21 protein-coding genes are annotated in these 22,967 nt (G+C 46.2%); 19 read left to right on the forward strand and 2 right to left on the reverse strand.

What is annotated here, in order from left to right; genetic code table 11:
- Nucleotides 1–265 precede the first annotated feature (265 nt).
- The 11 genes from J6836_RS19765 to J6836_RS19815 all read left to right on the forward strand — a co-directional run bounded on the left by J6836_RS19765 (nucleotide 266) and on the right by J6836_RS19815 (nucleotide 14,064).
- Complete coding sequence (locus J6836_RS19765) at nucleotides 266–2,464, forward strand: thiamine pyrophosphate-dependent enzyme (RefSeq protein ID WP_219245540.1); 2,199 nt, start codon at nucleotides 266–268, stop codon at nucleotides 2,462–2,464.
- Between the two features lie 10 nt (nucleotides 2,465–2,474).
- Nucleotides 2,475–3,989 carry an indolepyruvate oxidoreductase subunit beta family protein gene (locus tag J6836_RS19770; RefSeq protein WP_219245541.1) on the forward strand — a complete coding sequence of 505 codons (1,515 nt, stop codon included), beginning with the start codon at nucleotides 2,475–2,477 and terminating at the stop codon, nucleotides 3,987–3,989.
- A gap of 10 nt (nucleotides 3,990–3,999) precedes the next feature.
- Entirely contained in the window at nucleotides 4,000–4,422 is a 423-nt protein-coding gene (locus tag J6836_RS19775) for an acyl-CoA thioesterase (protein ID WP_219245542.1), read from the forward strand.
- Between the two features lie 16 nt (nucleotides 4,423–4,438).
- Nucleotides 4,439–6,736, forward strand: a complete 2,298-nt coding sequence (locus J6836_RS19780) for a bifunctional salicylyl-CoA 5-hydroxylase/oxidoreductase (protein WP_219245543.1) — start codon at nucleotides 4,439–4,441, stop codon at nucleotides 6,734–6,736.
- Nucleotides 6,737–6,764: 28 nt separating this feature from the next.
- Nucleotides 6,765–7,892, forward strand: a complete 1,128-nt coding sequence (locus J6836_RS19785; RefSeq protein ID WP_219249416.1) for a cupin domain-containing protein — start codon at nucleotides 6,765–6,767, stop codon at nucleotides 7,890–7,892.
- Nucleotides 7,893–8,052: 160 nt separating this feature from the next.
- On the forward strand, nucleotides 8,053–8,964 hold the full coding sequence (locus tag J6836_RS19790; RefSeq protein WP_219245544.1) for a fumarylacetoacetate hydrolase family protein: 912 nt from the start codon (nucleotides 8,053–8,055) through the stop codon (nucleotides 8,962–8,964).
- Nucleotides 8,965–8,979: 15 nt separating this feature from the next.
- Nucleotides 8,980–10,008, forward strand: coding sequence for a carbon-nitrogen hydrolase family protein (locus tag J6836_RS19795; RefSeq protein WP_219245545.1), 1,029 nt, complete (start codon nucleotides 8,980–8,982; stop codon nucleotides 10,006–10,008).
- Nucleotides 10,005–10,760, forward strand: coding sequence for a maleate cis-trans isomerase family protein (locus J6836_RS19800; RefSeq protein WP_282560562.1), 756 nt, complete (start codon nucleotides 10,005–10,007; stop codon nucleotides 10,758–10,760). The genes J6836_RS19795 and J6836_RS19800 overlap by 4 nt, the downstream gene beginning before the upstream one ends.
- Before the next feature lie 79 nt (nucleotides 10,761–10,839).
- Nucleotides 10,840–11,373 (forward strand): MarR family winged helix-turn-helix transcriptional regulator, encoded by a 534-nt coding sequence (locus tag J6836_RS19805; protein ID WP_219245546.1) that lies wholly within the window; start codon nucleotides 10,840–10,842, stop codon nucleotides 11,371–11,373.
- A gap of 266 nt (nucleotides 11,374–11,639) precedes the next feature.
- Nucleotides 11,640–13,286: a Na+/H+ antiporter gene (locus J6836_RS19810; protein WP_219245547.1), complete on the forward strand. Its 1,647-nt coding sequence runs from the start codon at nucleotides 11,640–11,642 to the stop codon at nucleotides 13,284–13,286.
- Between the two features lie 262 nt (nucleotides 13,287–13,548).
- Complete coding sequence (locus tag J6836_RS19815) at nucleotides 13,549–14,064, forward strand: AAA family ATPase (RefSeq protein ID WP_219245548.1); 516 nt, start codon at nucleotides 13,549–13,551, stop codon at nucleotides 14,062–14,064.
- Nucleotides 14,065–14,112: 48 nt separating this feature from the next.
- On the opposite strand, the gene J6836_RS19820 is transcribed toward J6836_RS19815, so the two are convergent.
- Nucleotides 14,113–14,733, reverse strand: coding sequence for a flavin reductase family protein (locus tag J6836_RS19820; RefSeq protein ID WP_219245549.1), 621 nt, complete (start codon nucleotides 14,731–14,733; stop codon nucleotides 14,113–14,115).
- A gap of 115 nt (nucleotides 14,734–14,848) precedes the next feature.
- Nucleotides 14,849–15,622, reverse strand: a complete 774-nt coding sequence (locus tag J6836_RS19825; RefSeq protein ID WP_219245550.1) for an AraC family transcriptional regulator — start codon at nucleotides 15,620–15,622, stop codon at nucleotides 14,849–14,851.
- A 192-nt stretch (nucleotides 15,623–15,814) separates the two neighbouring features.
- Between J6836_RS19825 and J6836_RS19830 the strand changes: the two genes are divergently transcribed.
- The 8 genes from J6836_RS19830 (at nucleotide 15,815) to J6836_RS19865 (ending at nucleotide 22,918) form a co-directional block, all read left to right on the forward strand.
- Nucleotides 15,815–18,235, forward strand: coding sequence for a DMSO/selenate family reductase complex A subunit (locus tag J6836_RS19830; protein WP_219245551.1), 2,421 nt, complete (start codon nucleotides 15,815–15,817; stop codon nucleotides 18,233–18,235).
- On the forward strand, nucleotides 18,232–18,873 hold the full coding sequence (locus J6836_RS19835; protein ID WP_219245552.1) for a DMSO/selenate family reductase complex B subunit: 642 nt from the start codon (nucleotides 18,232–18,234) through the stop codon (nucleotides 18,871–18,873). Before J6836_RS19830 ends, J6836_RS19835 begins: the two co-directional genes overlap by 4 nt.
- Complete coding sequence (locus J6836_RS19840) at nucleotides 18,870–19,769, forward strand: dimethyl sulfoxide reductase anchor subunit family protein (RefSeq protein ID WP_219245553.1); 900 nt, start codon at nucleotides 18,870–18,872, stop codon at nucleotides 19,767–19,769. Before J6836_RS19835 ends, J6836_RS19840 begins: the two co-directional genes overlap by 4 nt.
- A gap of 39 nt (nucleotides 19,770–19,808) precedes the next feature.
- Nucleotides 19,809–20,375: a molecular chaperone TorD family protein gene (locus tag J6836_RS19845; protein ID WP_219245554.1), complete on the forward strand. Its 567-nt coding sequence runs from the start codon at nucleotides 19,809–19,811 to the stop codon at nucleotides 20,373–20,375.
- Between the two features lie 223 nt (nucleotides 20,376–20,598).
- The gene (locus J6836_RS19850; RefSeq protein WP_206086291.1) at nucleotides 20,599–21,021 is read left to right on the forward strand and encodes a DoxX family protein; all 423 of its coding nucleotides are present in this window, start codon (nucleotides 20,599–20,601) and stop codon (nucleotides 21,019–21,021) included.
- 181 nt (nucleotides 21,022–21,202) lie between these two features.
- Nucleotides 21,203–21,472, forward strand: a complete 270-nt coding sequence (locus J6836_RS19855; RefSeq protein ID WP_219245555.1) for a type II toxin-antitoxin system Phd/YefM family antitoxin — start codon at nucleotides 21,203–21,205, stop codon at nucleotides 21,470–21,472.
- Between the two features lie 2 nt (nucleotides 21,473–21,474).
- Nucleotides 21,475–21,768, forward strand: a complete 294-nt coding sequence (locus J6836_RS19860) for a type II toxin-antitoxin system RelE/ParE family toxin (protein ID WP_219245556.1) — start codon at nucleotides 21,475–21,477, stop codon at nucleotides 21,766–21,768.
- A gap of 319 nt (nucleotides 21,769–22,087) precedes the next feature.
- Complete coding sequence (locus tag J6836_RS19865) at nucleotides 22,088–22,918, forward strand: hypothetical protein (protein WP_219245557.1); 831 nt, start codon at nucleotides 22,088–22,090, stop codon at nucleotides 22,916–22,918.
- Nucleotides 22,919–22,967 lie beyond the last annotated feature (49 nt).

Raw genomic sequence — 22,967 nt, forward strand, 5'->3', positions numbered from 1 at the left:
AGGGTTAATTAGCTGTGACTTCATGATTTTACGCACTTTTTATATATTCCACTCTAGCATCCCCATTAAGCTATTTCTGCTATTGAATACTATTTACTTCTTGTTTTTATAAGCAATTTATCCTCTATGTGCAGGGCTTATCCACTCTCTGCATAAATCCAATTTACATGATTAATCATGGATTGACGTTTAATTAACAAAAAGGATACAACTAAGAAACACAAAAAATAAAAAAAACGTTCTGACGTTGACTGGTGAGGTTAAAATGGCTGAGCGCTCGTTTGTTCAAGAAGTTCAAAAATTACGACAAGGGCAAGGTGAGGTCTTCAGCGGTGAAGGTATCCTTGCGGTGACAAAAGCCTTGTTAGAGTCTGGTGTTTCCTATGTTGCAGGATATCAGGGAGCACCCATTTCACATTTAATGGATGTCCTGGCAGATGCGCAGGATATTCTGTCTGAATATGGTATTCGTTTTGAAAATAGTGCAAGTGAAGCCACCGCCGCCGCGACGCTAGCCGCTTCTGTTAATTACCCTTTACGTGGTGCGGTTACGTTCAAAGCAACAGTTGGGACAAACGTTGCTTCTGATGCCCTTGCAAACTTAGCATCAGGCGGTGTGTTAGGTGGTGCGTTGATTATTGTTGGGGAAGATTACGGCGAAGGCTCCTCAATTATGCAGGAACGTAGCCATGCTTTTGCGATGAAATCACAGATGTGGTTACTCGACCCTCGCCCGAATTTACCTTCTATTGTTCAAGCCGTTAAAGATGGTTTTGATTTGTCTGAGGCCAGTAATACGCCCGTTATGCTGCAAATGCGCATTCGTTCATGCCACGTTCATGGCCAATTTGTGTGTGCGGATAACCAACATCCTAAATTTACAGTTAAAGACGCACTTGAAAACCCAACTCGGGATGTGAGTCGGATTGTGTTACCGCCTGCGAGCTTTTTACATGAAAAAGAGAAAATTGAAGCGCGTTGGCCAGCCGCTGTTAAATTTATTCAAGAGCGTGAATTAAATGAGTTTTTTTCTGAGGACGCTGACGATGTCGGTATCGCGTTACAAGGTGGCTGTTATAACACGCTGATCCGCGCGCTCAACCAAATTGGTTTAGCGGATGTGTTCGGTAATAGCAAAATTCCGCTATATGTAATGAATGTGGCTTACCCACTGATTGACGATGAATTTGAACGTTTTTGTCGTAATAAAAAGGCGATTTTAGTGCTGGAAGAAGGGCAGCCTAATTTTGTTGAGCAGAATGTTGCCAATATTTTGCGTCAGCGGAGTATCGATATCGAATTACACGGTAAAGATATGTTACCGATGGCGGGAGAATACAACACTGCTACAGTGCTTGCTGGGTTACGTTCGTTTTTTGAAAGGCACGGCAAAATAGAGCCTCAAGTCAAAGCTGCAGCGAAACAAATCCGTATTCCAACAATCAACATTGCCGCTGGACAAGCTGAAGAATCCTTACCTGAATACGTCAATGCTGCTGAGCCAACACTCGATGAAACTGTACATGCGCGCCCACCAGGGTTTTGTACGGGGTGCCCTGAACGGCCTATTTTTACGGCAATGAAACTGGTTGAGCGTGAGCTTGGCGAACACCATGTCAGCGCCGATATCGGCTGCCACTTATTCTCTATTCTTCCACCATTTAATCTCGGTAATACAACGATGGGTTATGGCTTGGGGGGAGCTGGTGCCGCGGCATTAAATGCCAAAGCAGGGAAACGCGCAATTTCAGTAATGGGCGATGGTGGTTTTTGGCATAACGGCTTAACCAGTGGTATCGCCAATAGCGTGTTTAACCGTAGCGATAACTTAACCATTGTTATTGATAACAGTTATACATCAGCAACAGGTGGGCAAGATATTTTGTCATCAACAGCGCTGAATCCAACTCGCAGTACAGGCCATGAAATTGAAAAGGCTGTCAAAGGGGTCGGTGTGAATTGGGTGAAAACCATCAAGCGTACTTATGATCTAAAAACAATGACTAACACATTGCGTGAAGCGTTGACGACAGATGAAAAAGGGCCAAAGGTACTGATTGCACAAAGCGAATGTATGTTAAATCTGCAGCGCCGCGAAAAGAAAAAGGTTCGTAGTGATGTAGCCGCAGGAAAACGTGTTGTGCGTGAGCGCTTTGGTGTTGACCCAGATACTTGTACTGGGGATCATTCTTGTATTCGCCTTTCTGGTTGCCCGTCGTTATCAATAAAACCGAATCCAGATCCATTAAGAACAGATCCTGTTGCTACGGTGATGGATAGCTGTGTGGGATGCGGTTTATGCGGCGAGGTTTCACACGCGGCTGTTTTATGTCCTTCATTTTTTAAAGCCCAAATTATTACTAACCCAAATCGCTGGGACAAACTACGCCATCGTGTTCGCGGTTGGTTTATTGGCTATTTACAGCGTCGTGATGCACGTCGTCGTGAAGAACTTAGTTTCTAAGGGGGAACGAATGCTTTCATCTCCATCATCAATCACATTACAGCCTATTAAAATCGCCATCTTAGCCATGGGGGGTGAAGGCGGTGGCGTCCTCGCTGACTGGATTGTCAATTTAGGCGAAGAGAATGGTTATTTCGCACAAACCACCTCCGTTCCGGGAGTTGCTCAGCGTACAGGTGCAACGATTTATTATGTTGAATTGTTCCCTGGTGCTGATAACCCAGAAACGCCTGCACCTGTTTTGGCATTGATGCCAATGCCAGGCGATGTAGATGTCGTGCTTGCCTCCGAACTCATGGAGGCGGGTCGCTCCGTTCAACGTGGTTTTGTCACTCCAGAACGTACGACGTTAATTAGCTCCACACACCGTGTTTATTCTATTGCTGAAAAATCAGCGATGGGTGACGGGCGTGTTGATAGCCAAGCATTGATTCGCCATGCAGGCCTTGCGGCTCGCCAATTTATTCACTTTGATATGGCTCAAGCGGCGCAAGAAAGCGGTAGCGTGATCAGCGCAGTATTATTCGGTGCTCTATTTGGCTCAGGTGTTTTACCTTTTAGTCGCGTGCAATTTGAAGAAACCATCGTGCGTGGCGGTGTTGGGGTAAAACCTAGCCTACGCGCTTTTGCGCTCGGAGCTGAAAAAGCCGCGCAACCCGAAGAGGCATACCAAGCTCAGTCATCTCAAACCGTTTCTTCATCCCCCAAAAATAAACAAATTTCTGCCTTATTAGCGCGTATTAATAATGAATTTTCTCCTCATGTTCATTATTTAGCGACGGAAGGGGTTCGTCGGTTAATTGATTACCAAGACCCTGCTTATGCCTCGTTGTATTTAGACCGCCTTAACAACCTTTTTGCGCAAGAAGGTGGTCAAGACGAGCGTTTACAACGTGCACTTGTCCGCCACTTAGCATTATGGATGTCTTATGAAGACACCATTCGCGTGGCTGACCTCAAAATACGTGATAGCCGATTCACCCGAGTACGTAATGAAGTTCAAGCGAAAGATAACCAATTATTGGATATCAATGAATTTATGCATCCACGTATTGAAGAGATTTGCGAAACGCTTCCCAAAAATTTAGGTAATTGGTTGATGAAGCCACATTGGTTTCACAAAGCGCTTCGCAAAATTACGCAACGGGGCCGCACAATTACTACCAGTTCGTTGTGGGGTTTTTTACAGTTATACGTGCTAGCAGCATGGAGAAGAGGCAGACGCTCAACTTTGCGCTACCAATTAGAAAATCAGCGAATTGAAAAATGGTTAGCTGCGGTAGTTGATGCCGCACGGACGAACCCTGCTTTGGCGACTGAAATTGCACAATGCCAGCGAGTGGTGAAAGGGTATAGCGATACTCATGCGAGAGGTTTACGTAATTTTCAGGTTTTGATGGACATCATTACGCAACAAGGCAGCAAATTAGCGCCAATTAGTTTACGAGAACTACGTGAAGCAGCCCTTGCGGATGAACACGGGAAAGAATTGCAAAAATGTCGCCAACGTTTGGCTATGGATTAAGGATAACATCATGAGTTTGCTGAAATTTACCAAACCCCACAAGATCCATTTCTCTGAGTGTGATCCCGCGGGGATCGTGTTCTACCCGCAATATTTCGTGATGTTCAATAACCTCCTTGAGCGTTGGGTCGATACGCTGATCCCCCAAGGGTTTGCAGGCTACATCCTCGAACAACGTTTTGGGTTACCCACCGTGCACTTGGAGGCAGAGTTTAAAGCCATTAGCCGCATGGGGGATGACGTCATGTTAGAGCTGGTGGTTGAGCGGATTGGGCGTAAATCACTCACACTGTGCCAACGCTGTGTCAGTGTGGCGGGCGAACTGCGTATGCAAGTGACACAAACTTACGTCACCACGTCGCTCGTCACGCACCAAGCCATTCCTATTCCAGAGGCCTTACATCAGGCACTCACGGCTCAGCCAGCGGTATAAGCAAAGGGGAATTTTCATGAATATTGTGTGTATTGGCGGGGGACCCGCTGGGCTGTACTTTGGGTTACTGATGAAGCTGCAAAACCCACAAAACCGCGTGGTGGTGGTTGAGCGTAATCGCCCGTTTGATACCTTCGGTTGGGGCGTGGTGTTCTCGGATGCGACACTCAACAATTTGCGCCAAGCTGACCCGGTGTCTGCCCAGACCATTTCCGCCGAGTTTAGCCATTGGGACGATATCGACATTCACTTTAACGGCGTCTGCAACCGCAGTGGTGGGCACGGCTTTATCGGCATTGGGCGTAAAAAGCTGCTCAATATCTTGCAAGACCGCTGCCTTGAGCTGGGGGTGGAGTTGGTGTTTGAAACCCAAGTCACCGACGACCAAGCCATTGCCCGCGAGTACAACGCGGACTTACTGATTGCCTCCGACGGCATTAACAGCGCCGTGCGTACCCGCTATGAAACCGTTTTTAAACCCGACATTGACCCGCGTCGTTGCCGCTTTGTTTGGCTAGGCACCAAAAAGATTTTCGACGCCTTTACCTTCCTGTTTGCCGAAAATGAGCACGGTTGGTTCCAAGTTCACGCTTACCAATTCCAAGAGGGTTTATCGACTTTTATCGTCGAAACCACCGAGGAAACGTGGCTCAAAGCCGGCATTGACCAAATGTCCCAAGAAGACGGTATTGCCTACTGTGAAAACCTGTTTGCCCCGTGGTTGGACGGGGAGAAACTGATTGCCAATGCGGCGCACTTACGTGGCGCGGCGATTTGGATACGTTTCCCGCGGGTGATTTGCGATAACTGGGTGCATTGGACACAGCCTTCGGCAGGCAAAGACGTGCCCGTGGTATTGATGGGGGATGCGGCGCACACCGCCCACTTCTCCATTGGTTCAGGCACCAAGCTGGCGTTGGAAGATGCGATTGAGCTGTGTGAAAGCTTAAACACCACAGGCGGCGATTTGCGCAAAGGGCTCGAACATTACCAAGCGGTGCGCAGTGTGGAAGTGCTGAAAATTCAAAATGCGGCACGTAACTCAACCGAATGGTTTGAAAATGTCAGCCGCTATGAAAATTTAGCGCCTGAGCAGTTTGCTTATTCATTACTCACGCGTTCTCAGCGCATTTCCCATGAAAATCTACGGGTTCGCGATACGGCGTGGTTGGATAACTACGAGCAGTGGTTTGCCGCACAAGCGGGGGCGCCGAGCAAGGTACCACCGATGCTGACGCCGTTTAACGTGCGAAATATCACCTTGAATAACCGTGTGGTGGCCTCGCCGACACTGTTATACAGCGCCACTGACGGCGTGGTGGGGGATTTTCACACGGTACACTTGGGTAGCCGTGCCTTGGGTGGCGTCGGGCTTGTGATGACCGAAATGACCGCCATTGCCCCAGATGCGCGTGCAACATTAGGTTGCCCAGGCATTTGGAATGATGAACAGATGGCGGCGTGGCAGCGTGTAACGCAGTTTGTCCACCAAAACAGTGCCGCCAAAATCGGCATTCAATTGGGGCATGCAGGGCGCCGTGGTTCAACCCAGCGGGGGTGGGAGCAGGAAAACCACCCGTTACCGAGTGGGAATTGGCCGCTTGTCTCGGCCTCCGCGTTAGCGTATTTACCGAACGTGTCGCAAATGCCAGCGGCTTTAACGGAAGCGCAAATGGCGACCGTGATTGACCAATTTGTGGCGGCGGCAAAACGGGCTGACAGAGCAGGCTTTGATTGGCTAGAGCTGCAAGCGGGTCACGGCTATTTATTGTCGAGCTTCTTATCGCCGCTCACCAATGTGCGCACCGATAACTTTGGCGGTAGCCTTGAAAACCGCCTGCGTTTTCCGCTGGCCGTCATTCAGGCGGTACGCCAAGTATGGTCAAAACCGTTGGCGGTGCGTATCTCCACCACCGATTGGGTGGAGGGGGGCACCACGGTGGATGAAGCGGTGTTGATGGCCGAGGCGATGAAACAAGCAGGGGCAGACCTGATTGATTGTTCCTCTGGGGAAGTCTCCTCTGAGCAAAAACCGGTGTACGGGCGCATGTTCCAAACGCCAATGGCTGACCGCGTGCGCAATGAAGCGGGTATCCCCGTTATCGCCGTGGGGGCCATCACCGATGCGGACCAAGTGAACAGCATTATTGCCGCGGGGCGTGCGGACTTGTGCGCCTTATCGCGTCCATTACTCGCTGACCCTGCGTGGCTGTTGCACGAGTGTGCCCGCCATGGCTGGGACGTGACATGGCCTGCGCCATATGAATATGGGCGTCAACAACTGTTACAGCAAGTCAAATCCAACGGGCGCTAGTCGCCCTGTGAATGAGGAGAACGAGCCGATGAACCTGAAATCCCATGACCAATACCGCGAAAGTATTGCAGGTCGCGCGGATGTGGCAGACACCCCTGAGCTTGTGGCGTATTACCAAGAGCTCGCGGATTTGAAAACCGGGGCGCTGTGGACGGTAGCCAACAAGATTGAGCCGTGGCAGCCGCAGTCGTCTTCGGTGCCAGTGTTATGGCGCTACCGTGACTTGCGTGAACACGTACTACGTTCGGTCGAGCTGGTCACCCCCGAAAAAGCGGGGCGCCGTGTGGTGTATCTCAATAACCCCGGTCGCCAAGACGTGGCGGCGGCCGTGGGTTGGCTGTACTCGGGCTTGCAAGTGATGCACCCGGGGGAAGCCGCCTCCGCCCATGCGCACTCATCGTCAGCCCTGCGTTTTATTATGGAAGGGCGTGGGGCCTACACCATCGTGGAAGGGCAAAAAATGATGCTCGAAGCGAATGATTTTGTGTTAACCCCGAATGGTACGTGGCATGAGCACGGTGTGGCAGAAGATGGCTTACCGTGCATTTGGCAGGATGGGTTAGATATCCCGTTGGTCAATGCGCTGGAAGCGGGGTTCTACAAAGTCCACCCCGACTTACACCAAGCCCACACTCGCCCCATTGATTACCCTGTTGGGATGTGGGGCGGCACGGCGCTGCGCCCGCACGATATCGGTTGGGATAAACCCTATTCGCCGCTGTTTAAATACCAGTGGGGGCCAACGTATGAGGCACTGTGCCGCGCTGCAAAGGTGGCCGATGGCTCGGTGTTTGATGATGTGCTGATGCACTACACCAACCCAATCACTGGCGGGCACGTGATGCCCACTATCGGCGCGAGCATGCAATTGCTACGTCCGGGGTTTGTGGGCAAAGCCCATCGTCACACAGGCAGCTTTATTTACCAAGTGGCAAAAGGCCACGGGTATTCGATTATCAACGGGCAACGTTTTGATTGGCAAGAGCGCGACATTTTCTGTGTGCCATCGTGGATGTTCCATGAGCACGTGAACACATCGCAAACGGACGATGCGTGCTTGTTCTGCTTTAACGACTTACCGGTGATGCAGTCACTGGGGCTGTATTACGAAGAGGCCTTGGTGGACAACGACGGGCACCAAACCGTGACCAGCTAGAAGATGAAATCAGGGTGCAAGAGGCGTGCCAGACACCCTCGATAACCTTGCTCTACCGAATTGATTTTATGTGTTTATTTGACTTTTTATTGATTTCGATTAACCGATTTTACGTGAAACAGGCTGACAGCGAGACGCTGCGAGCCGAGGAGAAAACACCATGCGCTTGATTACTTACCGTTCTGATGTGACCGCCGCTGCCCGTTTGGGCGCCATTGTTGACCACCAAGTGGTGGACTTGGCTCGTCTTGCCGAAGAGCAGGGGCAATACCTGCCAGACAATATGTTGGATTTCATCGATTTAGGGCCACAAGGGGTGCGCGCGGGGACTGAACTGCTCAATGGCTACGACGGGCAATTTCCCGCAGGGACTGCATGGCCAGTACAAAATGTGAAAATCTTGGCGCCAATTCCGCGCCCGCGTAAAAACATCTTTGGTATTGGGTTGAACTACGTTGAACACGTGGCGGAATCGAGCCGCACCTTGGACACGTCTAAAGAGCTGCCGAAAGAGCCCGTTATTTTCTCTAAACCACCGACCACGGTGATTGGCCCAGGGGATGCGATTGAACATAATGCCCAAATTACCCAGCAGTTGGATTGGGAAGTGGAACTGGCGGTGATTATGGGCACGCGTGCTAAAGGGGTGGCGGCGAAAGACGCGTTAAATTACGTCTTTGGCTACAGTTTGATGATTGACATGAGTGCCCGTGACTGCCGTCGTGCGGGGCAATGGATTTACTCCAAAGGGCAAGATACCTATGCGCCGTTTGGCCCGTGCATTGTTACCGCGGATGAAATTCCCGACCCGCACACGTTGGATTTAAGCTTGAAGGTCAACGGGGTTACCAAGCAATCGTCCAACACCCGCCACATGCTGTTTAACGTCAATGTGTTGATTGAAGACATCAGCAAAGGTATCACCCTTGAGCCGGGGGATATCATTGCCACGGGGACGCCAGAAGGGGTCGGTGCTGGGCGTTCACCACAAGAGTGGGTGTGGCCGGGGGATGTGATTGAGGCATACGTGCAAGGCATTGGTGAACTGCGTCACCCCGTGGTTGCAGTGTAAACAAGGAGCAAGGCCATGTTGAACTTAGCGCAATTTAAAGCGGCGGCCGTGCAAGCGGCGCCCGTGTTTCTCGATACCGACGCCACGGTTGATAAAGTGTGCCGCCTGATAGAAGAAGCGGCAGACAACGGCGCGAAATTGGTGGCGTTCCCAGAAGTGTTTGTGTCGGGTTACCCGTATTGGAGTTGGGTGATGAACCCAATTGACGGTAGCCCGTGGTTTGAAAAGCTGTGCAAATCGGCCATAGAAGTGCCGGGGCCAGAAATCCAAAAAATCGCCCACGCGGCAGCACGTCACCGCATCAATGTGGTGATTGGGGTCAATGAGCGCAATCCACACGGTATTGCCACCTTGTATAACACCTTGGTGACCATTTCCGACGAAGGCACCCTTCTCGGGCGTCACCGCAAATTGGTGCCAACGTGGGCAGAAAAGCTGACGTGGGCCAACGGGGATGCGTCCTCGTTAAAAGTACACCAAACCAGCGTGGGGCCATTAGGTGCCTTAGCCTGTGGGGAAAACACTAACACCTTGGCGCGCTTTGCGTTACTGGCGCAAGGGGAGCTCGTGCATATTGCCAGCTACATCGCCTTGCCTGTGGCACCCAAAGATTACGATATGGCGGAAGCGATTCGTTTAAGGGCATCCGCACATTGCTTTGAAGGTAAGGTTTTCACGATTGTTTCGTGTTCGACGGTGTCGGAAGAGATTATCGAGGCAATGTCCGCGAGCCACCCTGAGGCGCGTGAGCTGTTAGCGCGCCCAAACAGTGCCTTTTCGGGCATTATCGGCCCTGACGGTCGTGTGGTTGGCGAACCGCTGATTGATAAAGAAGGGATTGTGTATGGCGATATCGATTTAAACCGCTGTATTCAACCACGACAAATGCACGATATCACTGGGCACTATAACCGCTTTGATATCTTTGATTTACAGGTGAACCGCCGTCCGCTGAGTGCCGCCCGTTTTTACGGCGAAGGGCAAAGCGTGGAGGAATTAAACCCGACTGAGAGCGATGTACCGTTTGGGGAGAAAAAAGGATGAGTCTGGCACGCACATTTCGGATTGGGCAGATTGTCCCGTCCTCGAACACCACCATGGAAACCGAAATTCCCGCTATTTTGCGAGCACGGGAAGCGCAGTTTGCAGAGCGTTTTACCTTTCATTCCAGTCGCATGCGGATGAAAAAGGTGACCAAAGAAGAGCTGGCGAAGATGGATTCCGACAGCGACCGTTGTGCCCTTGAGCTTTCGGATGCGGCGGTGGATGTGCTCGGTTATGCCTGCTTGGTCGCTATCATGAGCATGGGGAAAGGGTATCACCGTGTGTCTGAAAGCCGTTTACACCAATGTACCGTGGATAACGGGCACCCTGCGCCGATTGTCACCAGTGCAGGGGCATTAGTGGATGGGCTGCATGCCATAGGGGCGAAAAAAGTGTCTATTTTGACGCCGTACATGAAGCCACTAACGCAATTGGTGATTAAGTATATTGAAAGCGAAGGCATTGAAGTGGTGGATAGCATTTCGTTGGAAATCCCCGATAATTTAGCGGTTGGCAGGCAAGACCCGCTGGCGCCTGTGGAAATCACCAAGCGGCTGAACACCAATGTGGATGCGATAGTGGCATCAGCGTGTGTACAAATGCCGTCATTACCCTCGGTGCAATTGATTGAAAACCGCGTGGGCTTGCCCGTGTTGTCTTCTTCGGTGGCCACCACTTACATGATGTTGAAAAAGCTGGGTTTAGAGACACGTGTTGACGGGTTTGGGTCGTTACTAAGTGGAAAGTTTTAGCTGAATTATCGTCTCCTTCTGCTACTCTTGAGGGGCTAGATTAAATGCAATGATGCATAGTGTAGATCGAGAGGAACAGATGTCAGATTCAAAGGTTTTTGTTGATAATTACTTGCCTGCCCTATTGGGGCAGGCATGGATGCTAGTTTCATCTGAATTTCATGCAATTGTTGAAAAGAAAGGGCTGTCTGTATTGGAGTGGCGAGTGCTATCAACATTGGCGGGTAATGGCTCGATGGGGATCACTGAACTATCACAAAAAACAGTCAGTAAACAACCGACAATTACGCGTGTTTTACAACGGTTAGAACAACAAGGGCATGTGATCCGCCACAATAATCATAGCGGTAGCGATAAGCGAATTACATTGGTGAGTGTCACATCTAGTGGGATGTCACTAGTCGATGGGTTATTAATTGAAGCGCAACAACATGAAGAGGCTGTACTTGCCCCATTAGGTCTGCGTAAAAGTAAGATGCTCAAAGAAGTATTACAGGAATTAATTGCACGTCACAGCTTAGAAAGTATTAATGAGAAAGAAAATTCAGAGAAAAAACTAGTTAGTAAAAAACAATTACGAAATAAAAACATATCTAAAAACTCAACTGAGTAATCAGTTAATGATGATTTAGCGGATTATCTTATCTTAGACTAGTGATTTTTGTATTACAGGGATTTTTATTTTTTATTATCAATGTGATAGGTTAATTTTTCGCGGTCAATGACACTATTGGGATAAACAGTAACATGATGATAGATAGGTCATTTCTGAATTTTAAATTTTTTGTGTCTGTTAATTAATTGCTACTTTACATTGATTCAATTTATCTATTAACTTCACTACTGATAATTAATGATTAGCTAAACATGGAGCAATCAATGTCAGTTGTGACACTTGTACTTGTTTTTTTACTTGCGGTTATTGTGAGTGTGTTTATCTCGCGATTGCTCAAAGATATTATTCCATTACCCCTTATTCAGATAGCGCTGGGAGCTGGGTTGTCTCTGTATGGTTTTACGGTTGAATTTGAACCGCATTTGTTCCTGTTCTTATTTATCCCACCGTTGCTGTTCCTAGATGGTTGGCGTATTCCCAAAGAAGCCTTATTCCAAGAAATTAAACCGATTATGTCATTAGCGATAGGCCTCGTGGTGGTTACCGTTATTGGCATGGGGTTCTTTATTCACTGGTTAATTCCTGCCATTTCATTGGCGGTTGCATTTGCACTCGCGGCGATTTTGTCACCGACTGACCCCGTTTCAGTTTCTGCGATGACGGTAAATTCCCCACTTCCATCACGGATGGCGCACATACTGGAAGGTGAGTCACTGCTCAACGATGCAACAGGCTTAGTCTGCTTTAGCTTTGCCGTTGTGGCTGCATTAACGGGAACATTTTCCCTCGCTTCAGCGGCAGGCGAATTTGTTCTTGTTGCCTTTGGTGGGATCTTAATTGGTTTATTAGTCGCTTGGGCAATTGGTTGGTTGAACCAGTTCTTGGTTAAGCGTACTGGTGAAGAGCCAGCCATCCAAATTATGATCAGCCTATTGATGCCATTTACAGCTTATTTGCTTGCAGAGCACTTACATGTGTCAGGTATTTTAGCGGCGGTTGTTGCCGGTATTGCTATGCACTATGAGAAAATTGCAGGTCGTATGCAGGCTGCAACACGCATGCAAAGTAAAGCCGTTTGGGATACCGTTCAAACGGCACTGAACGGAATGATCTTTATTTTACTGGGTGAGCAATTACCGGGTATGTGGATAAATATGCCAGAGGTTGCTGAAGCGGCGGGGGCAAGTCATCCTTGGATGTTATTTGTTTATGTTGCAATCATTACTGTGGCTCTGGCAATCCTGCGTTTTAGTTGGGTTTGGATTTCAATGACCTTAACCGTATTCCACAACCGCCGCCGTGGTAAAGAAGCAGATGTGGTGCATATTCGGATGATGGCTATTATGGCGACTGCGGGTGTTCGCGGGGCGATTACATTAGCGGGTATTTTAACGCTGCCATTGTTGATGCCAGACGGCTCTTTATTCCCAAATCGTGATGTGGCTATCTTCTTGGCAATGGGCGTTATTTTATGTTCATTATTGATTGCCAGTATTGCATTGCCGATTTTAACAAAAGGCCTTGTCCAAGATTTACCGTATGATAATGACGAAATCCGTGCTCGTTTAGCGCTGAATGAAGCGGCAATGGCTCACTTACGTGAGTTAATGAACCACCCTTCAGAGGACGTGGATGAAATCGCCATGCGTACGGAAGTCGGGGCACAATTGTTAGAAATTTATGGCAGACGACTTGATAATACCGATGAAACTGAATCTGACGTGTATGATTTACATCGAATGATTGAGATGGAACGCCAAATGTCTAACTCTGCATTGAAAGCGAAGCGTGAAGCGTTATACCAAATGCGGAAAAATAAAAACATTAACGAACGGGTTTACCATCGTTTACGTGATGAATTGGATCTAAAAGAAGAAACACTGAATCATCATAAAAATGGTAAGCACTAGTTTATGAAATTAAAGGCCTGAATATGTTCAGGCCTTTTTCTTGGCAAGATAAATGAGAGTGGAAAAGGCTATTTGACTAATCATATTAATAGTTGATAGGTTAGTGTTAACCTCATTTAGGAAAGAAATATGTCACAGATTGTCGCTCGTTTAAGCATGATTATTACCATCACTTAGTGGTGGGGATAAGTGACAATCGAAACCCGCCAGACAAGGCGGGTTTTTTGTTTTTGTCTGGTCAATTATCAGCAAGGAAATGTTAATGAATTTTACTGGAAAGCCACAAACCTCCGATAACGAAGTACGCTTACATTTTCTCTGTGGAAAAATTGCCTCAGGGAAGTCAACGCTTGCAAAGCAACTCGCTAAGCAGCCTCGAACCATTTTATTGAGCGAAGATGAATGGCTTTCGACGTTGTATCCCAATGAAATCACAGAGCTTTCACACTATGTCGCTAAAAGCACCTTGGTGAAAAAGGTGTTGGAAAAACATATCAAGCAATTGATGGAGGCAGGTAATACGGTCGTGATGGATTTCCCTGCCAATACACCAAATCAGCGCCAATGGCTAAAATCACTCGCACAGGCATCGAATGTGCCGTACGTTTTTCACGTTTTACAGGTTGATAACGATGAGTGCAAAGCACGGCTTGTCGTGCGTAATTTAATGGGGGAAAACCCGTTTCACACCTCAGACGCACAGTTTGATTTAATCACCGCACATTTTTCGTACCCTGCTCTAGATGAACAATTGAATTGCCAGTTTTATCCTGAGTAGTGCGTCGTTTCAGCGGCTAATAGTGGGAAAAAGCCGCTGAAAAACGGGTCATTTGGGGCGATACATTTTTAAATTTTGTTGTTGTTCAATCCAATAATAATCGGCGGGGCCACCTGCACGTAGTAACGGTTTTTGCCCTGCACAATCATAAAGCCCATCGGTTAGGGTGGATTCATCAATGTGCACCATGACAACCTCCCCCATGACCATCCACGTATCCAGTAATTGTCCGTCAGCGCGTTTAAGTTGCTGATATTGCGTCACGACACATTCCATAGAAACAGGGGTTTGTGCTATGCGTGGTGGTGCAATTAACGTTGATGGTAATGTGGAAAGTTGGGTTAACGCAAACTCACTTTCCCCACGTTCAAGGGTTGCGCTGCTCATATTGACCTGCTCGCCAAGGCTTAGTGTCGCAAGGTTGTAGACAAATTCCCCTGTTTCGATGGCATTGGTGACAGAGTCCTTTTTACCCACGCTGGAAAAGGCCAAAATTGGTGGTGAGTAATTGAAAATATTGAAAAAACTGTAAGGCGCCAGATTGGTACGACCTTGGCTGTCACAGGTTGAGATCCAACCTATAGGACGTGGGCCGATTAACGACGGAATGGGGTCATGGGGAAGTCCATGGCCTTTAGTAGGTTGATAACTATAGAATTTGGTTGTCATTACAAGTTCCTTTTTTATTTTATCCTAACGGATAATAGAGGCCGACGTAAGGTTAAAAAATGAAAAATGCAATGAACGCATAAAGTTCGCAGCCAATGGATAGTATTTTCGGATATTACTCACCAATTCGCTGGATAAAACTGGAAGGGCTTTGCCCCAACCACTTTTTAAACATTGTGGAAAATGACCCCACGCTACTATAACCCAAGTCAAAAGCCACTTCGGTAATCGATTTTCCTGCGGAAATATGGGTAATGGCACTGAGCAAGCATGCTTGTTGTCGCCAATCTGAAAAAGAGAGGCCTGTCTGCGCCCCAAAAAAACGACTAAAGGAACGCTCACTTTTGTGTAGTTTCGCCGCCCATTCTTGGGGAAGTGAGGTGATTTGAGGGGCTTTTAAAAATTCACGACACATTTGGGCGAGGTGCTCATCCCGTGGGATCGGCGCATAAAATGGCAAAGGTTCGGCACGCTCAATCTCGTGCAAGATCAATTGGATCATCACACCATCACGGCCATGAAGATCGTATTCGATCGGCGTATCGACCGCTTCCAGTAATAATTGTCGAAGTAGTGGCGAAACACGCAGCACTTCGCATTTATTTCCTTTACGTGGTGCCGCTGCGGGTTCGATATACAAACTGCGCGTACTCACATTTAGCATACGGGTTTCATGGGGGGTATTGCAGGGGATCCACACGCCGCTATCAGGTGGAATAACCCACTCGCCATCGTCAGTACTCACTTCAATCAAGCCTGTGGCGCCATACAAAAACTGCGCACGGCGGTGAACGTGGGAGTCCAGCAACACATTCGGTAAGTAGTCAGTTCCGATCGCAAGAACATCACGAGGAACGGCATCAACGGTCTTAAGGGGAATATTTCGCATGGAAATTTCTCTTGGCTGAAATTCAAACATAGTGATTTATTTTTCGAATATAGGCAATTTTTATTGATATAACCACATGTTTTCCATGGTTGGCTGAGATTCCGATCTCTTTGGCTGTTTTTCGAAAGTTGGCAAAACGGAAAATGATTACCCTAGCGCGGAAACCTAATGTATGCCTGAGGTAGAGTTATCATGGAAAATTACAACGGTCAGAATGATGAGCAAGTCGGCCTGATTGAACCTTTAACCCGTCGTCGGTTTATTCAAGGCAGCTCTGCGCTCATGGCTGTCCCATTTTTAGCCGCAAATACGGTCGCTTCAACATCAGAAAACCCAGATATCATCCCAACAAAAACCATTAATAATGAGGGTGAACGTGTCGTTTCCACTTGCAGTAGTTTTGACTGCGGAGGGAAATGTGATATTCGAGCACATGTCAAAGAAGGTGTGGTCACAAGAATTAGCACTCGACCTGATGCCGATCTCGATGAAGAGATGCCAATCATGCGTGCGTGTGTGCGTGGCCGTAGCTATCGGAAATTTGTGTACCATCCGAATCGCCTAAAATACCCAATGAAACGTGTTGGTAAACGCGGAGAAGGGCGCTTTGAGCGGATCAGTTGGGAAGAAGCCACTACGCTTATCGCAAGCAACATGCAACGCATCAATGAACAATACGGCCCAGCTTCGCGCTTTGTTAGTTTAAGTACGGGTGTCACAGGGGGAATTTTCTCTGGGGCGAATATGCTACGTCGTTTATTCAATATGACGGGCGGTTTTTTAGAGAATTACCACTCGGTCAGTAACGGCAATACCATGGCGGTGACGCCGTATACTTACGGCACTTCCGCAAGTGGCAGCACCTTGGATACATTGGAAAATACCCCGCTGGTTATTTTATGGGGGCACAACCCTAATGAAACCATTTTTGGGCATTCCAATCATTATTTCCAAAAAATGAAGAAAAACGGCACAAAATTTATTGTTGTCGACCCTCGCTATTCCGATACGGCGTCGTCGTTAGCTGACCAATGGATCCCAATTTTACCAACTACAGATAACGCCATGATGGACGCGATGATGTATGTGATCATCAGTGAAAATCGCCATGACCAAGCTTTTATCGATAAATATACTGTCGGGTTCGATGAACATCAAATGCCTGATGGTGTGCCTGAAAACGAGTCACTCGTCGCGTATTTAATGGGTAAAAAAGATGGTGTGGTGAAAACCCCTGAATGGGCAGAGCCCATCACCAAAGTCCCTGCAGATACAATTCGCCAGTTAGCACGTGAATATGCCAGCACTAAACCCGCTGCACTAATGCAAGGTTGGGGGCCTCAACGCCATATTTGTGGCGAGCGCTCAGCGCGTGGAGCAACATTGTTAGCGACTATCACAGGTAATGTGGGTGTTAAAGGCGGCTGGGCTGCGGGCTATGGTATGGCAGTCACGCCTGATTTACGTAAAACCCTCGCGGGGCCAAGCCTATTTGAAAACCCTGTTAAGGCAAAAATAAACATCACCAATTGGGTACAAGCCTGTGAGGATAAAAACCTTGTTACGCCAAACAATGGCCTGAAAAATGCCGAAAAACTCGATACCGAGATCAAAATGATTTTCTCGTTAGCGGGTAATTATATGACCAACCAAAACCCCGATATTTTGCATGCCGCCAAAGTATTGGAGGATGAAAGCAAGGTGGAGTTTATCGTATACAGCGATTTGTATATGACACCAAGCGCGAAATACGCTGACATTTTACTGCCTGAAACCAGTTTTTTAGAACGCTGGAATGTAGGGGGAACTTGGGGAACGGGTAACTACATTATTTTATCTGAAAAAGTGATTGAGCCTGAGTTTGAGCGCCGCAGTGATTATGAGTGGCTGTGTGAAGTGGCTGAAAAACTTGGTGTTGGCGAGAAATTTAGTGAAGGCCGTACAGAAAAACAGTGGATTGAACATCTCGTTAATGATGCCCACCAAAAAAGCCCTGAGGATGGTATTCCGACCTTCGATGAACTGTTGGTTAAGCGCCGCCATTTACTGAAACACAAGCCACATACAGGGCATGTGGCTTTCGAAAAAAATATTAATGATATTGAAAATCACCCGTTTGAAACGCCATCAGGGAAGATTGAGATTTTTTCAAAACGCCTGTATGAGCGTAATGATGTTGATATTCCTGCATTATCTCATTATGTCCCTGCGATTGAAGGGCCTGAAGACGACTTAACGACACGTTTCCCGTTGCAGCTTATCACGTGGAAAGGTCGTAACCGTGCCAACTCAACGCAATTTGCTAACCCATGGTTGCAAGAAGTCCAGCGCCAAGAACTGTGGATCAACCCAATTGATGCTAAGCGCCGTGATATTAGCGAAGGTGACGCTGTCAAAGTGAATAATGACCGTGGTGTCACACAAGTGCCTGTGAAAATCACCCAGCGCATCATGCCGGGGGTCGTCGCACTGCAAGCCGGAGCATGGTGGCAGCCTGATGAAAATGGTATCGACCAAGGCGGGTGTGCCAACGTATTAACATCGGCGCGGAGCACGGCAATGGCACACGGAAATGCCCATCAAACATTATTGGTGGAGGTAACAAAAGCATGAGTAAATTCCACGTTTATCCTGCAGTGAGTGACAAACAACTCGGGTTTTATATTGATTCGGCGCGCTGTTCGGGCTGTAAAGCATGCCAAGTGTCCTGTAAAGATAAAAATAACCTCGACGTCGGGCGCAAATACCGCCGCGTGTATGAAGTGACTGGCGGCGAGTTTATCGAAAACGGCACAGGGGGGCTGGTGAATAATGTCTTTGCCTATACGTTATCCATTTCATGCAACCACTGTGCCGACCCAATGTGTGTCAAGAATTGCCCAACTACAGCGATGCATAAGCGCGAAGGGGACGGCATCGTGATGGTCAATACAGACAAATGTGTAGGATGCGGTACTTGTGCATGGTCTTGCCCGTATGGTGCGCCACAGATGAACCCTGAAACACAGCAAATGTCGAAATGTGATTTTTGTATTGACCTACAACTTAAAGGTGAGCAACCCGTTTGCGTGGCAACTTGCCCGCTAGGCGCGATTCAGTTTGGTCCAATCGACGAGCTCAGAAAACGCTATGGTGAATTGGCAGATGTGCGAGGGCTACCAGATTCCTCGATCACACACCCTAACCTTGTTATTCATCCGCACCAAGGTTCTGGTCGCCAATCTCAAGATACTCAAGGAGAAGCCAAATGAACGAATGGCCATTATTGTTATTCACCTTTTTGATGCAGTTATCTATTGGGTTAAGCATCATGTTAGGAATTTCTGCAAAGAAACTGTCTTCGGCGTTTGCGGGGAAAGTTAATCCACAATTTTTCCTGTGGTATCTATTTGTGGCCTGTGTTTTTGCAGGCGTAGGGTTATTATCATCGATTAGCCACTTAGGTGTGCCAATCAATGCGCCTAACTCGTTGTTAAATATCTTTTCTTCTTGGCTAAGCCGAGAAGTGATATTGACGGCCACCTACTTTACGTTTTTAGGACTTACTTTTTTATGGCTTTGGTTTAAAAAAGAATTGTCTTATCTGCTGCTGGGTATGGCGATTATTGCGGGGCTTTGTGATGTGTATGCCATGGCGTCAATCTATCGTTATACCTCAATGTTAACGTGGATGAATGATAATACTTATCTGATGTTTTACGGCACGATGCTAACGGCTGGCGCGGCGGGTTATTATTTATTAATCAGCGTATTACTGCGTTTTAAGGCAGGCAGTTCTCTGGTACAAATCCCGACTCGTGGGTTATGGATATTATGGGCGGTTATTGGTGTTAGTTTATTTATTCGCTTAGTTTATCAACCTGCTTATGAAAGTTACCTTGTTCACACCAGTTATAACAACGAGTCGATAACCTTTCCTATTGACTCCATTCACGCCTATCAAGCCATTTGGTCATTACGTATGACCAGTTGGGTAGTGGGGATGTTAGCCGTGATAGTGCTCGGGTTTGGTATATTCCGCCGCATGCGTACAGCGTCAAGTGAGGTATTAACCTCAAGTGGTCAGGGGTATTTAGTGTTGGGGTGTGGCTGTGCGATTGTGGCTGAATTTATGCTGCGTTATTGCTTTTACTCTATTCATATTTAAGGCAATTGTGATTAATTTTTTAGGAAGTTATCTGTCATTATGATCCATTTTTCACATTATGCAGCGGCCTTTAATATTTTAGGGACTTGTTATCTATTTTCACCCAATGATGATGCAAGTCACTACGCATTAAGTTTTTTTAAATTGGATGATTTTGCTACCCAGTGGCCTTGCAAAATAAGCCCTCAATTGAGCAATCGAATTACGCAATCTTTAAAGATTGAACGGCAAAAGTTACATGAGCAATGGACTAATTTATTTATTGGCCCTAATACATTACCGGCCCCGCCTTGGGGCTCGGTATACCTCGACCCCGAGGGGGTATTGCAAGGTTCTTCGACACAAGCGTTGAGCGCATTTTTACAGCGTGAGAGGTTAAAGGTGCAAACACGTTACCCTGAACCGTCAGACCATGTTGGTTTAATGTTATTTCAGGCTGCAGTGTTAGCGTCAGAGGTCAGAGAAAGTGCATTAAAAGAATTACTGGTTGATCACTTGGAAAGTTGGTTACCGCAATTTTCTCATCAACTAAATAGAACAACGTCAAATTCGTTTTATACGTCATTAACTGAGTTAGCGCTGGTAACGGTAAAGTCATGTAGCTAATCTTTTATTGATAGTGTTTTTTATTCAGTATATTTGACCATTAAATGGTTAATTAAACGTAATATTTGAATGAGGAAATAGTTAACAATTTATAATTAAATGAAAATTGATTTAGTTATAAGAAATGCAAATTAAAATGATTCCCACTTTAATTTTCTGAGCCATAATACATTTTTACGTCATACTACTTAATGATCGGTATTTAAAGCGAAGGGGGTATAAAGTGGTCAATCTATTTAATCGGCTGTTGTCCCATGAAGATGCGGGAAAATTACTGTTACGTCTTTCTGTGGGCGGTTTGATGTTGTTCCACGGCATGAGCAAATTAATGACAGGTGCCAGCGGTATCAAGGCGCTACTGGCTTCTTATGGCCTACCTGAATTTATTGCTTACGGGACTATTTTAGGTGAAGTGGTTGCCCCTATCTTTATTATTTTAGGGATTTTAACCCGCCCATCAGCATTGTTAGTGGCGTTTACCATGGTGGTTGCATGGTTAATGATTGGTTTAGATAAAACCTTTGTTCTGGATAAAACAGGGGCATGGGCAATTGAAAGTATCGTGTATTTCTTCTTAAGTGCCATTGCGCTGGCATTTATGGGCTCAGGACGGTTTTCAGTGATGCGCAATGCATGCTGGCGATAAATAAATTTTAGTTAAGAGTTTCGACATTGCTTTGAGAAAAGACCATCAAAATTTTCTGATGGTCTTATTTTTTTGTCTAATGCACTGAAAATTAAAGGTAAACGATACTTTTGAATGATTGGTAATTTTAGCTATTTTAGCTATAATAGCTAAACGAGCCATTTTATCCTGTAGGTGATGTATGGAAACTATCTCCGCACAAGTTGCTAAAAATCAATTTGGTGATTTATTGATGAAAGTTCAACGTGCGCCTGTTGAAATAAGTAAACATGGGAAGCGTGTTGCAGTTGTTATCTCTTCAGATGAGTATGACCAGCTAATGCAGTTAAAATTACAGAGCTTAAAAGCTGTTTTGGCTGAATCTATTTCGCAAGCAGAGCGCGGTGAATTTCATAGTATTGATGATGTATTTTCTCCGTTAACTAAGGATGAACTTGATAATAAGGCTTAAGGATGAGCGTTAGGTTTACTCAGAAAGCGAAAGGGCATATCCGCTCAATTAGGCTTTATTCTATGCGTAGATGGGGGGCTAATGTTGCAGAGGCTTATGCTAACTCATTGCGAATGACAATGACCGATATACTCGCGAGCCAGCCATCTCTTGGTCGTGATCGCAGTGAAGATTTGTATTTGGGTATTTTCAGCTTCCCTGTTGAAAGCCATATAATTTATTATCGAAAAGCGCCTGAAGGTATTGAGGTGCTGGCAGTATTACATCATACGCAAGACCCCCATTCTCATTTATAAAAATCCGTTCTGGCGATAAGTTAATTTTCATTAGGCATTTGATATTGCTTTGAGAAAAGACCATCAAAATTTCTTGATGGTCTTATTTTTTTTGGAAATTAATTTACTCAATATATTTGCGAAGCGGCTCGTGGTAATTAAATGCTTGTATTGATCATTGAAAAAATAGATTTAGTATCACCATGGGGCATTGGTGTAAGGTCGCACACCTATCTTTATGGATAGGAGGTCCATGGTTCGAATCCTGGATGCCAAAACTGTTTAATATATTGAAACGGTTTTGGCATCAGGATTTTATATAGTTGATAAGGTGGGTACATTGACAGAAATAAGAAGCAGAGTGGATACCCTCTATGATTATGATCCATCATCATATATAGATAAAATACGAGAATATCACCGACAAAACTTCGAGCAGGTTGGCAGTGGATTGCGTCATATAGAGGGCCAGCTAAGAAAAACTATCGCCTCTTCAGCGTATCAGAATATACAAGATGATGTTTTAACATTTACCCGTTTGTATTCAATGTTATTATCCGTATGGTGTGAAGCTAGATTACATGTGCTTATTTATGAAGACAGTGTCTTTACAGAACGTGAACGCAGCATTATATACAACGAAAATAGCTTAGAACAAAGATGGCTAACCGCTCTTGCAATAGCGGTTAAAAATAATGGAAATATTCCGTTTGAAGATGATGCTAATGAAGATAGCTTGGGAATTATTCTTTTTACGATATATGGACGAATAAAAGCATGGATTAGTGGGCACCTAGCTCCTGTCATTAGAAATCGAAATAAAGTCGCTCATGGTCAATGGTTAAACCCTTTTCAGAATATGCAAAACATGTGGATAAATTCAACTTCATTTACTATCTGCCCTCAATCAGTTCAAGACTTTAAAAAAGATAGTATTCTTTTGACTAATGAGAAAATAAAATTACTTAACATCATTTGTGGCGCAATTAATAGCATAGCTATTGGTAGTGAAAATAAAAAATATAATGTACAAAGCTTTGATGATATTAATCGCCTCGTAAATAAGCAAATAGATAAAATAGAACATATTGATTATTTAGCGTTTGTAAAAAGAACGCAAAAATCTTACAAAGCGCAATTTGATAAATCTATTTCTAATTTCACTGGTTAATTTATAGAATATAGGCCTTATCATGTAATTTTAGCCTATATCCTAATAC

The sequence above is a fragment of the Providencia sp. R33 genome (assembly GCF_019343475.1).
Lineage (GTDB): Bacteria > Pseudomonadota > Gammaproteobacteria > Enterobacterales > Enterobacteriaceae > Providencia.